At 35.5% G+C, this 14,089-nt stretch carries 14 protein-coding genes; 6 read left to right on the forward strand and 8 right to left on the reverse strand.

Going from position 1 to position 14,089, the window contains the following annotated elements:
- Window positions 1-149 precede the first annotated feature (149 nt).
- The 5 genes from JMA43_RS02615 to JMA43_RS02635 all read right to left on the reverse strand — a co-directional run bounded on the left by JMA43_RS02615 (window position 150) and on the right by JMA43_RS02635 (window position 4,509).
- The gene (locus JMA43_RS02615) at window positions 150-866 is read right to left on the reverse strand and encodes a gluconate 2-dehydrogenase subunit 3 family protein (protein WP_342154652.1); all 717 of its coding nucleotides are present in this window, start codon (window positions 864-866) and stop codon (window positions 150-152) included.
- 10 nt (window positions 867-876) lie between these two features.
- The gene (locus JMA43_RS02620) at window positions 877-2,607 is read right to left on the reverse strand and encodes a GMC family oxidoreductase (RefSeq protein ID WP_342154654.1); all 1,731 of its coding nucleotides are present in this window, start codon (window positions 2,605-2,607) and stop codon (window positions 877-879) included.
- Between the two features lie 86 nt (window positions 2,608-2,693).
- A complete protein-coding gene (locus tag JMA43_RS02625; RefSeq protein ID WP_342154656.1) occupies window positions 2,694-3,410 on the reverse strand; it encodes a tRNA1(Val) (adenine(37)-N6)-methyltransferase in 717 nt (238 codons plus the stop codon).
- A gap of 10 nt (window positions 3,411-3,420) precedes the next feature.
- Window positions 3,421-3,945, reverse strand: a complete 525-nt coding sequence (gene rimM, locus JMA43_RS02630) for a ribosome maturation factor RimM (RefSeq protein WP_342154658.1) — start codon at window positions 3,943-3,945, stop codon at window positions 3,421-3,423.
- Window positions 3,946-3,957: 12 nt separating this feature from the next.
- Entirely contained in the window at window positions 3,958-4,509 is a 552-nt protein-coding gene (locus JMA43_RS02635) for a 30S ribosomal protein S16 (protein WP_342154660.1), read from the reverse strand.
- A 448-nt stretch (window positions 4,510-4,957) separates the two neighbouring features.
- Here JMA43_RS02635 and hemW point away from each other — a divergent pair, with 448 nt between their 5' ends.
- The 6 genes from hemW (at window position 4,958) to JMA43_RS02665 (ending at window position 11,072) form a co-directional block, all read left to right on the forward strand.
- Window positions 4,958-6,094, forward strand: a complete 1,137-nt coding sequence (gene hemW, locus JMA43_RS02640; RefSeq protein ID WP_342154662.1) for a radical SAM family heme chaperone HemW — start codon at window positions 4,958-4,960, stop codon at window positions 6,092-6,094.
- 5 nt (window positions 6,095-6,099) lie between these two features.
- Entirely contained in the window at window positions 6,100-6,849 is a 750-nt protein-coding gene (locus JMA43_RS02645; protein WP_342154664.1) for a cyclase family protein, read from the forward strand.
- Complete coding sequence (locus tag JMA43_RS02650; RefSeq protein ID WP_342154666.1) at window positions 6,849-7,481, forward strand: DUF4230 domain-containing protein; 633 nt, start codon at window positions 6,849-6,851, stop codon at window positions 7,479-7,481. Before JMA43_RS02645 ends, JMA43_RS02650 begins: the two co-directional genes overlap by 1 nt.
- Before the next feature lie 270 nt (window positions 7,482-7,751).
- Window positions 7,752-7,994: a FeoA family protein gene (locus tag JMA43_RS02655; RefSeq protein WP_342154668.1), complete on the forward strand. Its 243-nt coding sequence runs from the start codon at window positions 7,752-7,754 to the stop codon at window positions 7,992-7,994.
- Window positions 7,991-10,090: a ferrous iron transport protein B gene (gene feoB, locus JMA43_RS02660; protein ID WP_342154670.1), complete on the forward strand. Its 2,100-nt coding sequence runs from the start codon at window positions 7,991-7,993 to the stop codon at window positions 10,088-10,090. The genes JMA43_RS02655 and feoB overlap by 4 nt, the downstream gene beginning before the upstream one ends.
- Before the next feature lie 469 nt (window positions 10,091-10,559).
- The gene (locus tag JMA43_RS02665; RefSeq protein WP_342154672.1) at window positions 10,560-11,072 is read left to right on the forward strand and encodes a DUF6155 family protein; all 513 of its coding nucleotides are present in this window, start codon (window positions 10,560-10,562) and stop codon (window positions 11,070-11,072) included.
- Window positions 11,073-11,390: 318 nt separating this feature from the next.
- On the opposite strand, the gene JMA43_RS02670 is transcribed toward JMA43_RS02665, so the two are convergent.
- From JMA43_RS02670 to JMA43_RS02680, 3 genes are read right to left on the reverse strand one after another with little or no spacing between them, the layout of a single operon-like run.
- The gene (locus JMA43_RS02670; protein WP_342154674.1) at window positions 11,391-12,104 is read right to left on the reverse strand and encodes a 3'-5' exonuclease; all 714 of its coding nucleotides are present in this window, start codon (window positions 12,102-12,104) and stop codon (window positions 11,391-11,393) included.
- 45 nt (window positions 12,105-12,149) lie between these two features.
- Window positions 12,150-12,623, reverse strand: coding sequence for a methylated-DNA--[protein]-cysteine S-methyltransferase (locus JMA43_RS02675; RefSeq protein WP_342154676.1), 474 nt, complete (start codon window positions 12,621-12,623; stop codon window positions 12,150-12,152).
- Complete coding sequence (locus tag JMA43_RS02680) at window positions 12,604-13,713, reverse strand: hemolysin family protein (protein ID WP_342154678.1); 1,110 nt, start codon at window positions 13,711-13,713, stop codon at window positions 12,604-12,606. The genes JMA43_RS02675 and JMA43_RS02680 overlap by 20 nt, the downstream gene beginning before the upstream one ends.
- Window positions 13,714-14,089: the final 376 nt, after the last annotated feature.

The raw sequence follows: 14,089 nt of genomic DNA on the forward strand, positions 1-14,089 counted from the left end.
CAACAATTTGTTTATTCTGTTTTTCAGCAGAAAAATAAAAAAAGCTGTTTAAAAAAGTGGTAAAATCGTCTTTTTGAAAAATATCAGCTCGACAAAATTTACTTTTTAAACAGCCTTTTAAAATTGCTTTATATACACTTTAAGTGTAACTACACTTCGTAATTATCCCAATTGGCAATTTCATTTCTTTCTTCGGGTTTGATGCAAATGTCTAAAGTACGTTGGTCGTATTCCATATTGTATTGTGCTAAAACATCGGCTGGAACGCCGTCCCAAACGTTTGGAGTGTTACCAACATATCCTAAATATTTAATTCCTTCTTCACTGGTAAAATAACCTGTTGAAACCAAATCTCTCAAACGTGAAAAGAATCGTTCGCCTTGTGTGTGTTCAGGTTTTACTTCTTCAGGATACGCAATATCTTCGATAATTTCGATTTGTTGTTCCGAAGAAACATCCTTGAACACCTTATTAAAACGTCTGTTACTTTCATGGTCAAGCCACATGAGTCCGCCTCGTAACGGCAATTGATGATGTGGCATATCGAGCACAATAAACGAAATAAACTCAATCACTCCAACTTGACTTGCAGCGCTGTACTCGCCTTCCGCAGGAATAATAATATCGGCCAAAATAGTTAGTGTAGCCAATTCGTGCTCTGTAAAAAAAGCATCTTTGGCACGTAATTCTTTTTCGTATGCCAACTCTTCTTTTGTACGTGTAGTATCGTAATTATTATCGCCTTCTGTTGGAGTTTCAACATTTGCTACCGAAGTTTCTTCGGTATCGGTAAGGCAAGACGAAAACATAAATCCGGAAGTTACGGTTCCGGCTACCATTGCCTTTAAACTTTTTCTTCTATCCATGATATATGTTTTAAATGTTCATTTTTTTCATTTCTTGCGTCAGGTAATCGGATGCTCTCCACGCCAATGCTAAAATTGTCCATGTTGGGTTTTTATCCGCTTGCGAAACAAATCCACCTCCATCAACAACAAACAAGTTTGGTACATCGTGCGCTTGGCTATATTTGTTTAAAACCGATTTTTTAGGGTCGTTCCCCATACGCGTTGTTCCTACTTCGTGTATAATTCTACCAGGAGCTTCAAGTCCGTAATTACTTTCTTTTCCTGGTTTTTCACCTAGCGGAATTGCTCCCATATTATGATACAATTCTTCAAAAGTATCTTGCATATGTTTGGCTTGTTTTACTTCATCGTCGGTCCAATTATAATTAAATCGAAGTACAGGAATTCCGTATTTATCGACTACATTAGGGTCTATTTCACAGTAGTTATCTTCCTGCGGAATACTTTCACCACGTCCAGCCATTCCTACCATGGCACCGTAAAATTTATGAACGTCTTCTTTCAATCCAACACCATAACCACCTGCGCGTTTTCTACCGCCAAATTGTGCGTTGAGGTTTTGGATTCCCATACCAGCACCATAGGAAGGCATTCCCATTCCGCCCCAAAATTCTATATGATATCCTCGGCTAAAACCAAGGTCTTTTTTATCGTTTAACCACCACGGAACATACAAGTGCATTCCTCCAACACCATCTTCATTGTAACGTTTTCTATCCATTAATTCTGGGATAATTGCAGATCGGCCAGCTCCTGTAGAATCGTGAAGATATTTACCCACTACACCACTTGAATTTGCTAAACCGTTCGGGAATTTTTCAGATTTAGAATTAAGAAGAATTCGAGCAGATCCACAAGCACTCGCTGCCAAAATAACCACTTTGGCTTTTACCGTATATTCTTGATTGTCGTATTTATTAACATATGAAACTCCAGTCGCTTTTCCTTCGCTATCAGTGAGAACTTCTCGAACCATTGCATTTACATACAAGTCCACATTATCGTATTCTAACGCAGGCTTTACAAGTACAGACGAAGAAGAAAAATCTCCGTAAATACTACACGAGCGTGAACATTGACTACAATAAAAACAAGCACCACGACGGTTGTCAACTCGTTTTGTTAAGATTGATAAACGTGCTGGAATTACAGGCATATTTAATTTTTGTCCCGCTTTTTTAAGATACAATTCGTGTAAACGCGGTTTTGGAGGTGGTAAAAAGTAACCGTCTGGCTCGTTTGGAATGTTTTCTTTACTACCAAAAACACCAATAAGTTTATCAACTTTATCGTAATATGGTTTTACATCTTCATAGCCAATAGGCCAATTGTCTCCTTTTCCATCAAAGTCTTTTCGTTTAAAATCTAACGGACCAAAACGTAACGAAATTCGCCCCCAGTGGTTTGTTCGTCCACCAACCATTCGAGATCTAAACCAATCGAATTTGGTGCCGTTTTTATGAGTGTAAGGTTCTCCGTCGAGCTCCCAACCTCCATAAGCCATGTCAAAATCTCCAAAAGCGCGGGTTGTTCCAGCGCCTCTTCGTGGCGACTCGTATGGCCATTTAAACTGTGTTTGTTGTTCGGGGTTTGCAGGGTCAAAATTTGGTCCTGCTTCAAGCAAAGCAATTTTAAAACCTGCTTCGGAAAGTACTTTTGTGGCCATTCCGCCACCTGCTCCAGAGCCTACAACAATAACATCGTAAACCTTGGAGGCTTCTTTAATTTGAAAGGACATTGTTTGAGTTAAGTTTAGTTAGTAATCGGTATTTTTTATCGATTCTCTAAAAATATTCAAAAAAAACTAAACACCCGTAAACAATTCTAAAAATTTAAGTAGAAATCTTTGGTAATTTCTTTATACGCATCTGTGTATTGATGCCTTTCTTTTTCGATAATTAATTCAGAAATAGATGCTGTTTTTTCCTGAAAAGAAAAGGCTATCAAAACTCTTTTTACTTCTGAAGTAGGATTTCCTTTAACATGTGTTATTTTAAAAGGGAAGAGTTTTGCTTCTTTGGCGAGCGCAATAAAATTTTCTTCTTCTTTAGACGGAAGTATCACACTGAAGATTCCGTTTGGAGTTAGTAATTTACCAACGCCCGCAACTAATTCTTCAAAAGGAAGTGAAAAATTAAAACGCGCCAAATCTCGCTGTTTGTTATTGGTGGTATAATCTTCAGCATAAAAAGGCGGATTGGAAAGTATCAATTCGTATTGATCGTCTATTTCATCTACAAACTCATCAAAACCTGCATGATAACAAAACAGCCGATCTCCCCATGGAGAAGCCTCAAAATTTTCGACACATTGCTCATAAGCCTCGTCGTCTACTTCAATAGCATCTATGAGTTCGGCATTGGTGCGTTGCGCCATCATTAACGACAGCACTCCTGTACCTGCGCCAATATCTAGTACCGAAAACGGATTACTTTCCGTAGGTGTCCACGCTCCCAATAAAACCCCATCTGTACCAATTTTCATGGCACAGCGATCTTGTTGAACTGTAAACTGTTTAAACTGAAAAGGTTTTTGAGCCATTGCTGTTTTATTACAAATACAAATCGATGAGTCCTTCTGGAGTACTCACAATAATTTCTTTTTGCTGACGGTCTACTTTTACAATAAACTCATCATTCATCGGAATTAAAATTTGCTTTCCGTTGTTTTCAACTTCAAATAAAGCTTGCGCAGTATTATCGTTCACAGAAGTTATAATTCCTACTTCTCCATATGTTTTATCTTTCATCTTAAAGCCAATAATTTCGTGGAAATAAAATTGATTCCCAGTAAGTTTTGGCAAAAAAGATAGGGGTAAGTACAATTCACTCTTTAAAATAGAATCGGCCTCGGCTTCGGTATCTACATCTTCCAATTTCATACGCAATAATTGCGATTTATGGAGTGAAGATTTTTCTATAAAAAAAGGAACCAGATTACTGCCATGAGCAATAAATACTGATTCCAAATTTTTGTAGAGTTCAGGTTCGTCGGTATCTAGCTTTGCTAGCAACTCTCCCTTAAAGCCGTACTTTTTAACTATTTTTCCGAGATAGAAGCAATCTTCTTTTCTCATAAAAAGTTTTTATTAAGCGTCTGCTTTATCTTCTTCCTGTGCTTCAGCAGCAGGCTCTTCAGCTGTTGCTTCTGCTTCTGCCTCAGGAGCAGTTTCTTCTTCCGCTGGAGCTTCTGCTTCTGCAGCTGCTGCCATACGTTTTTCATTAATTTCTTTTTCAGCCTCAAGTGCTTTAGCTTTAGCTTCTTCTTTAGCTTTGCTTAATTCACCTTTTTTAGCTTCTACTTTTCCTGATTTTTCTTCAACCCAAGCATCAAATTTCTTTTGAGCTTCGTCTTCAGTTAAAGCACCTTTTGCAACTCCTCCTAATAAGTGGTGTTTTAATAACACTCCTTTGTAAGATAAAATTCTTTTAGCAGTATCAGTTGGTTGTGCACCATTTTGAAGCCACTTTACAGAACTATCAACGTTTAAGTCGATTTGAGCTGGATTTGTGTTTGGATTGTAAGTTCCTAATTTCTCAAGAAATTTACCATCTCTTTTTGCGCGAGCATCTGCCGCTACTACCCAATAAAAAGGTTTTCCTTTTTTACCGTGTCTTTGTAATCTAATTTTTACTGGCATAATCCATTAATTAGCGAGGTTCTCGACCCCAATTATTAATAATAAAATCGCTCGCCATGTGGCTAAAGCGGGTGCAAATATACACTATTTCAATTTCTAACGAGCTATATTGATTATATTTTTTTGTATAAACTACTGATTTTGAATAATTCTATGGCTAGAATTCAAACTTTAATAGAATAAACGCTATATTTGTAAAATATTTTATATAAATTTATCGTAAATATTCTTACATTTTTATAACTTAAAAATTGAAAAAATAAAAACTAACTAAGATTTTTGGTGAGCTATACTCACTCCCCCCGGCTACAATTTATTTGTGAATTAATGTCGAACTAAATTTAGTTTAGTATAAGCCCAGAGTTTTCTGGGCTTTTTTTATCGCATAAAATTAATTATATCTCACAACAACAAGCAAATCTAACACGCTAAATAATACCTTTGCACTATGGCAGGAATTTATATCCATATCCCGTTTTGTAAACAAGCATGTCATTATTGCGATTTTCATTTTTCTACCTCCATGAAAAAGAAATCCGAAATGATAAATGCCATTACTAAAGAATTGTTTCTGCGGAAGGATGAATTACAAACACCTGTCGAAACTATTTACTTTGGAGGCGGTACGCCAAGTGTTCTTTCTACGGAAGAAATTAACACTATGATCGATGCGGTGTATCATCATTTTACGGTTGCTGAAAACCCCGAAATTACACTCGAAGCCAATCCCGACGATTTGAGTAAGGAGAAGATTATCGCCTTAGCGCAAACACCAATAAACCGTTTAAGCATCGGGATACAATCTTTTTTTGAAGATGATTTAAAACTGATGAACCGTGCGCACAACGCAAAAGAAGCAATACAGTGTTTAGAAACGGCTACGCAATATTTCAGTAATATTTCGATCGATTTAATTTACGGAATACAACATATGTCTGTTGAAAAATGGCAAGAAAATATAGCTACGGCACTGTCGTTTAACATTCCGCATATCTCGAGCTACGCACTTACGGTAGAACCCAAAACAGCTTTAGCAAAATTTATCGAAAAAGGAACTTTAGACGATGTAGACGATGCGCTTGCACAGCAACATTTTGATATCTTAACAGAAACACTTCAGCAACATAATTTTATACATTACGAATTGTCAAACTTTGGAAAAGAAGGTTTTTTTAGCAGAAATAACACCGCATATTGGCTCGGTAGAAAATATCTAGGTATTGGTCCATCGGCACATAGTTTTGACGGAAAAAACAGAAGTTGGAACATCAATAACAACTCCAAATACATAAAAGCAATTTCTGAAGATAACATCCCAAATGAAGTGGAAGAACTCTCAATAAACGACCGTTATAATGAGAGTGTCATGACCGGACTTCGAACTGTATGGGGGGTTTCTCTTGAAAAAATAAAGTTTGAATTTGGCGAAAAATACGTAGCTTACCTCTTAAAACAAGCAGAAAAATACTTAGAAAAAGAACTTTTAACGCTTGTAGAAAACGGCACAAAACAGACATTGAAAACTACTCAAAAAGGAAAATTTTTAGCAGACGGAATAGCTTCCGATTTGTTTGTGATTGAATAAAAATAATGAAAACAAACATTGAGCATAAAGGCAATACGTATTTGATAGATTTATCAAAACCTATCGATATTTCAATTCCGTTAAAAGGCGATAAGACTAATCCAAATGCGTGGTATGTTCCATCACCAGAAATTAAACCTGTTACTGCCGAAAACTTTGTTGGAAGCGTTAAAGCTGGCGCTTCTACCAACTTTAACAACATAAATTTTAACCCACACGCCCACGGAACCCATACCGAATGTGTGGGGCATATTACCAAAGAGTTTTACAGTATAAATGATGTTTTAAAACAGTTTTTCTTTTTAGCTGAAGTTGTTTCTATAACTCCCGAAAAAGTGGGAGACGATTTTATAATTCAAAAGCATCAGTTGGAGTTGGTTTTAAAAAATACAACGGCAGAAGCACTTGTTATTCGTACACTTCCAAATTCCGAAGAAAAACTAACCAAACAATACTCGCATACCAATCCGCCGTATCTTTCCGAAGAAACTGCTATATTTATACAAGCTAGTGGTATTAAACATTTGCTGATTGATTTACCATCGGTTGATAAAGAAAAAGACGACGGGAAATTGTTGGCACACAAAGCGTTTTGGAATTTTAACACGCAAATGCGGTTGGATGCTACCATTACAGAGTTTATTTTTGTACCCAATTTGGTTACAGACGGACTGTATTTTTTAAACCTCCAAATTGCTTCGTTTGTAAACGATGCCTCCCCCAGCAAACCTATTTTATATAAAATTTTAAATTGATGAGTGACATTGTTCAAATACTTTTAGGTTTATTATTAGGAATTTTAGGGACTTATTGGCTGGTTTCTATTTTTTGGAAAAAACGTTCTACTGAAAACACTCAGGAGCAATCGATAATTTTATTGGAGAAAATCAGAAATGTATATAAACTAATTACTGTTGAAGGAGAATTTGCCGAGATTTATCAGTATGAAAATGTTCGTGAGCACTTTATGAAACTCATCAGCAGTAAAAAGAAAGCTCTACTTGTTATTAACGCAAAAGTGAATGTTGGCTTCGATTTAAAGAAAATTGAAATGCACGCCGATGCCGATGCTAAAAAAATAATTCTCACTGCATTTCCAGAGCCCGAAGTGTTAAGTGTTGAGCCAGATGTAAAGTATTACGATATTAAAGAAGGACTTTTTAATTGGTTTAAAACCGACGACCTATCGACGCTTCACAACGAAGCGAAAGAGCATATTTTAAAGAAGATTCCAGAAAGCGGACTTTTAGAATCTGCTAAAAAAGAAGCCCTCGATGCTGTATTGATGATTGAAAATATGGTACAAGCAATTGGTTGGAAACTCGACTACAAAGCATTGGAAATCGATTTAATCCCAAAAGAAAAACCAAAGCTAGAGAAGAGTTAAAACTGATAAACTGTTGAATCGGTTAATTGTTGAAGAAAGTTAATGAATTAAAAATATAACCGCTAAGGTTTTAGAAACCTTAGCGGTTTATTCTTTTTGACTTCGCTCGGTTTCACATTGCTCTAAATAAAATGAGTTAATGAGATAAAAGTTAGCCTCTTTAATTTAACATTTCCTCCAATTAAAACATATCATAAATAGCTGTTAATATTTCATCAAACCTAATATTTATCTTATTTTTGCTTACTTAAAATCAATCTAAATAAGATTTTGAAGTTGACGATTGCAGATTTAAAAAGAGGCCAGCGAGCCATCATCAAAGAATTTTCCACAGACATCATTCCTATAAAACTTTTAGAAATGGGGTGTTTGCCTGGAAACCAAGTAGAGTTGTTGCAAATTGCACCTTTTAGAGATCCATTGTATTTAAATATTAATGGTTCGTATTTAGCAATTCGTAGAGAAACTGCGCTTCAAATAGAAATAGATATCCTAGAAAATACTGCTATATGAGTAAGCAAATAAATGTTGCCCTCATAGGGAACCCAAACACAGGGAAAACATCGGTTTTTAATCAGCTTACAGGATTAAACCAAAAAGTAGGGAATTACCCAGGGATTACCGTAGAAAAGAAAGAAGGAGTTTGTAAACTTCCGCGTGGCGTAAAAGCGCATATCATAGATTTGCCAGGAACCTATAGTTTAAATGCCAACTCGCTCGACGAGAATGTGGTTATTGAATTATTGCTGAATAAAAACGACAAAGATTTTCCAGATGTGGCGGTAGTTGTTACCGATGTGGAGAATTTAAAGCGAAACTTACTTCTTTTTACACAGATAAAAGATTTAAAAATTCCAACCATTTTAGTAGTCAACATGGCTGATAGAATGGAACGCAGAGGGATTTCGCTAGATGTAGAAGCGCTTGAAAAAAGACTTCATACCAAAGTGGCGGTGGTGAGTACTCGTAAAAAACTTGGTATTGATACCTTGAAAGATTTAATTGCTAACTATAAAACCATTTCTACAAAACCTTGTGTAGACGCTACGGTTATCGACCCAGAATATTTCGATAAATTAAAATCGGCTTTTCCTGCACAAGATATTTACAAGTTGTGGTTGGTGATTACACAAGACGCTAATTTTGTAAATTTAGATAGAAAGTTAGTTGAAGATACTTCTCAATTTTCAACCAAATCGTTATCAGAATTAAAAAAAATGCAACACAAAGAAACGGTGTTGCGTTATCAATTTATTAACGGAGTTTTAAAAGAAGCCTACAAAGTTGACGTGAATGCTGCTAAAGGTTTTAGAGCTTCTTTAGACCGAATTTTAACGCATAAAGTGTGGGGATATGTTATTTTCTTCTTCATTTTATTAATCATTTTTCAGGCTATTTACGATTGGAGTAGCTACCCAATGGATTTAATCGACGAAACTTTTGCTTTTTTAAGTGAATGGACAAAAGAGGTTTTACCAGACGGAATGCTGACCAATTTAATTGCTGAAGGAATTGTGCCTGGACTTGGCGGAATTGTAATTTTCATTCCGCAAATTGCCTTTTTATTTCTCTTTATTTCTATTCTTGAAGAATCGGGTTATATGAGTCGCGTAGTGTTTTTAATGGACAGAATTATGCGAAAATTTGGCTTGAGCGGAAAAAGTGTTGTACCGCTAATTTCTGGTACTGCATGTGCAATTCCAGCTGTTATGGCAACTCGAAATATCGAAAACTGGAAAGAACGCCTCATTACCATTTTGGTAACTCCTTTTACCACTTGTTCGGCACGACTACCAGTGTACCTTATCATTATTGCATTAGTCATTCCAAACGAACGTTTTTTTGGGATGAATTTACAAGGAATTACCCTAATGCTTCTGTATTTACTCGGTTTCGGAATGGCTGTTTTTTCAGCATGGATATTGAATAAAATATTGAAAATTAAAAGTAAAACGTTTTTTGTAGTTGAAATGCCAAGCTATAAACTTCCGCTTTTAAAAAATGTTTTTATTACCGTTGTTGAAAAGACCAAGAGTTTTGTTTTTGGAGCAGGAAAAATCATATTAGCGATATCAATTGTATTGTGGTTTTTGGCTTCAAACGGACCGTCAGATAATTTTCATTTAGCTGAAGAAGCAGTAATGGCACAACCATCATCTCAAAATCTTTCAGAAGAAGAATTATCAACTAAAATAGCTTCGTATAGACTGCAACATTCGTACATCGGAATCGCAGGAAAAGCTATCGAACCAATAATTTCTCCTTTAGGATACGATTGGAAAATCGGAATTGCGGTGATAAGTTCGTTTGCTGCTCGTGAAGTTTTTGTGGGAACCTTGGCAACTATTTATAGCGTTGGAAGTGATGAAGAAGAAACTATAAAAAACAGAATGGCAGCAGAAAGAAACCCAGAAACGGGAGCGCCATTGTTTAATTTAGCATCTGGGATTTCGCTTTTATTATTTTATGCATTTGCAATGCAGTGTATGAGTACGTTGGCGATTGTTAAACGAGAAACAAATAGTTGGATGTGGCCTACCGCACAGCTAGTTTTTATGAGTGGTTTTGCGTATGTGGTTGCACTTATTGCGTATCAATTGATAAAATAATTTAAAAGAGTATATTTATTAGTGAATATGATCGTGCTGTCATTTCGAATCTGCCTCTGTCGGTAGACAGGTGCAGTGAGAAATCTCATGATTTTAAATTGTTTAAATGTTAAAGTGGTTAATCGTTGAAATTTATATAGTTTTAACTCTGTTGCTTTGAGTCTTAGCAATTTTGAACCTTTGTCGTTTCAGGCGAAGTCGAGAAATAATTGTCTCAACAAGACACTAAAAAAAATAAATTAATACTATGGACTTTCAAAGTATTCTTGTTTATATCATATTAATTTTGGCAGTAGTCTATCTAGTGCTTAAATTTATGTTCCCTAAAAAACTCCAAGCTCTTTTCGGAAATAAAAATAGCAAAGACTGTGGCGATGGAAATTGTGGATGTAGTTAGTTTTATCATTTAGATGTAATTCTAATATTTATAATTTTAGTGTGTAAACTTTCAATTTTTTAGATGAATTAAATGTCTAAACGCGATTTAAAAAAATATCTAACATCCTTAGAAAAAGAAGAATTAGAAGCTCAAATTCTAGATTTATACACACGGTTTAAAAATGTAAAGGAGTTCTACGATTTTGTTTTCAATCCAAAAGAAGACAAACTTGTTGAAGTAGCAAAAACTAAAATTGCCAACGAATATTTCCCAATAAACAGACGCAAACCAAAAGCGCGAAGGTCTATAGCGCAAAAGCACATTAAACATTTTATTGAATTAGGAGTGAACCCTGTTTTAACAGCCGATGTCATGTGGTTTACTATTGAAATTGCGCAAACATTCAATCAAGAAAAAGCCGTTAAAAGCGAAGCATTTTATAAAAGCATGGCAAAGTCGTTTGAAGAAGCTGTTAAGTTTTCTATTCAGCACCAGTTATTAACCGATTATAAAACGCGAATTGTTGCGATTTATCAAGAAGCAAAAGCTCAAAAATGGTCGTCTTTGCCAATTATGGAAACTGCTTTAGATATGGTTGATTGATTACTGGTGAAAGTTAATGAGTAAAAAAGGTAAGGAAAAAGGTTTGTTGTAAGCATTACCTCTTTTTTCCTTGATACTTTGCAGGAAATACCGTCAAACCGAGCGGAGTCGAGGTTTCACAATATTCTAAATACAATAAGAAATAAATCGTAAACCCACGATTTGAACTCATTTAGTTTCTTCAACAGTTAACCGATTCAACAGTTAAACAGTATGCTATGTCTCGACTTCGCTAGTTATGACCATTTAGATTTACACTTTAGCTTTTTATCTTCTTTACTCATTTCAGATAAAGTTCTAACTCTTTCTATTAAAAAATCAAACATGCTTAATTTCGGAATCTTCTAGTAGTTCTTCACCACGTAAACGTAAAAATATTTGGGCTACAGCAACAACATCTTTTTCGCAGTAGGTAATAATTTTATCAATATCTTTTTCAATATAAAACGTCTGATAAACCATGCTTCCGTCTATATCGTCTTTTGGCGATGGGATATTCAAGATATTGGTTAAAAGTTTGAGCGAAGTAAAGTGTTTGTAGTCGCCAAACTTCCATAGTTCCATGGTGTCTAAATGAGGAATTTCCCATGGTTTTTTTCCGAATAAATTTAGTTTTGAAGGTAATTTTATCCCATGAATAATCATTCTTCTTGCAATAAATGGAAAGTCAAATTCTTTTGCGTTATGTCCGCATAGCAATTTGTACGACTCGTAGTAATGAGTTTCTAATAGTGTTTTAAATTCAGTTAAAATAGCTTTTTCGTCTCCGTGAATTGAGGTAACTCTAAACGTACGTTGGTCTCCTTTAAATGTAAAATAGCCAACCGAAATACAAACAATAATTCCGAATTCTGCCCAGATGCCTGCACGGTCATAAAACTCTTCTGGAGTAAAATCTTCTTTGCGTTGGTATTGCGTTTTATGTGCCCAAAGTTCTTTTTTCTCTTCCGATAATTCTTCAAATTGAGAAAATTCTGGAACGGTTTCAATATCTAAAAAAAGGATATTCTCTAAAGTTACTTTGTAAAGCATCTTTTATCAGTTTAAGAATTCTATTAAATATAGTGAATTTTCTATTTAAAAAAGCTTTTGTTGTGGCGACGGACTTTCGTGTTCTAAAAGCCATTTTTTTCGCCATAAACCTCCTGCATAACCTGTGAGTGAACCGTCGCTACCAATTACACGATGGCAGGGAACAACAATCCAAAGCGGATTTTTACTATTGGCAGATGCCACTGCACGAATGGCTTTTACATCGCCTAAAGTTTTAGAGAGTTCTAAATAGGATGTTGTTTTTCCGAAGGGAATTTCTAATAATGCTTTCCAAACTCTTTGTTGAAAATCGGTTCCTTGTGGGTTGATTTTAAACTGAAACTTTTTTAAATCACCATTAAAATACGCATTAAGTTGCTCGGTGGCTTCTTGCAGTTCTAAAGGGATATGTTCTGAAATTGGAGTTTCTTCGTCTAAAACAGTAATGGCGCTAACGCCGTTTTCATCGCCAACTATTTTAGTGTTGCCTAGTGGAGTTTTAATGATTGCTTGTTTCATCTGGCTCGTCGGTTTGAGGCTTTTCAAAAATGCCCATTCTTTCGGCGCGCATTTGCCAATTTCTTCGAGCTAAAAGTTGTAAATCTTCCACATTATCACTCTCATCAACAATCTCTAGTCCGAGAATGGTTTCGATAATATCTTCCATAGTTACAAGTCCGCTTACCGAACCGTATTCATCTACAACCAACGAAATATGGTCTTGGTTACCTATAAACTTTTCAAACAACTCTGGGAGCGGAATGTTACGTTTAGCAATTAAAATATCTCTGCGTAACGTACTCAATTTTTCCTTTCCTTCGCCATTAATCATGGCTTCGAGTACTTGGTCTTTTAAAACGAAGCCCGTAATATTGTCGGCACTGTTTTTATACACTGGAATTCTAGAAAATCGCAATTTTGGATTCTGCTGAAAGAAAGTCTCAATGGTAGTATCTTCAGAAGCAGTTTTCATAACCGTTCTTGGCGTCATAATATCTTTGGCGAGTACTTGGTCAAAACGCAGTAGGTTTTTAAGCATAGTCGATTCCGACTCTTGGAAAACACCTTCTTCTTGTGCAATATCTGCCATAGCGGTAAAGTCTTCTCTACTGAAAACCGAGCCATGAGCACTTTTCCCTCCAATGAGTTTTGTTGTAAGTTGAAGCAACCAAATGATTCCTGTCCACTTCAGCGGAAAAATAATAATAGTTAAAGTTTTCGCTGTAAAATTGGCAAGTCTTCGCCAGTAAGTGGCTCCAATGGTTTTTGGGATAATTTCTGAAACAACCAAAATTAAAATGGTCATAATTGCCGATACAACCCCAACGATATTAAAGCCTAAAATATCTATTTTGTATGGGAGTTTTTCTGCTTGAACACCTACCAAAATAGCACCTACTGTATGCGCTATGGTATTGATGGTAAGGATGGCAATAAGTGGCGCATCTACATTTTGCTTTAAGCTTTCTAAAGTAAAAGCATATGCTTTGCCTTCTTGTTTTTTAACGTTGATAAATGTTGGTGTAACACTTAAAAAAACAGCCTCTAAAACCGAACATAAAAACGAAAAAAATATCGACACGAGGGCGAATAAAATTAATAATCCCATACAATTGATTTGTAGCGAATTTAAGCATATATCTGTTAAGAAGCAAAAGTGCTATTTTATCAATGTAAAGTTGTTAATTGATTGTAACTTGTTTAATCTCAGTTCGATATAAATGTCAATACAGAAAAGTTTTAAATAACTGTTTTTCAATAATTTAGTTATACTTTCATTTTTGTCTTGACACAAAAACGAAACAAACCTGCCTGCGGAAGGCAGGAAAGTCAAGACTGATTTAAAAAGCATGAGAAAATCTACGGAAACACCCTCCACAGATGAAAAGAACTCGCTACGCTCAAACAGCTTTTTATCTTTCGTCCAACACTGCTTCCTTGATTTTTAATACTTTTTAAATAGGTCAATTTTATCAAATATTCAT

The organism is Joostella sp. CR20, assembly GCF_038433465.1.
GTDB lineage: Bacteria > Bacteroidota > Bacteroidia > Flavobacteriales > Flavobacteriaceae > Galbibacter.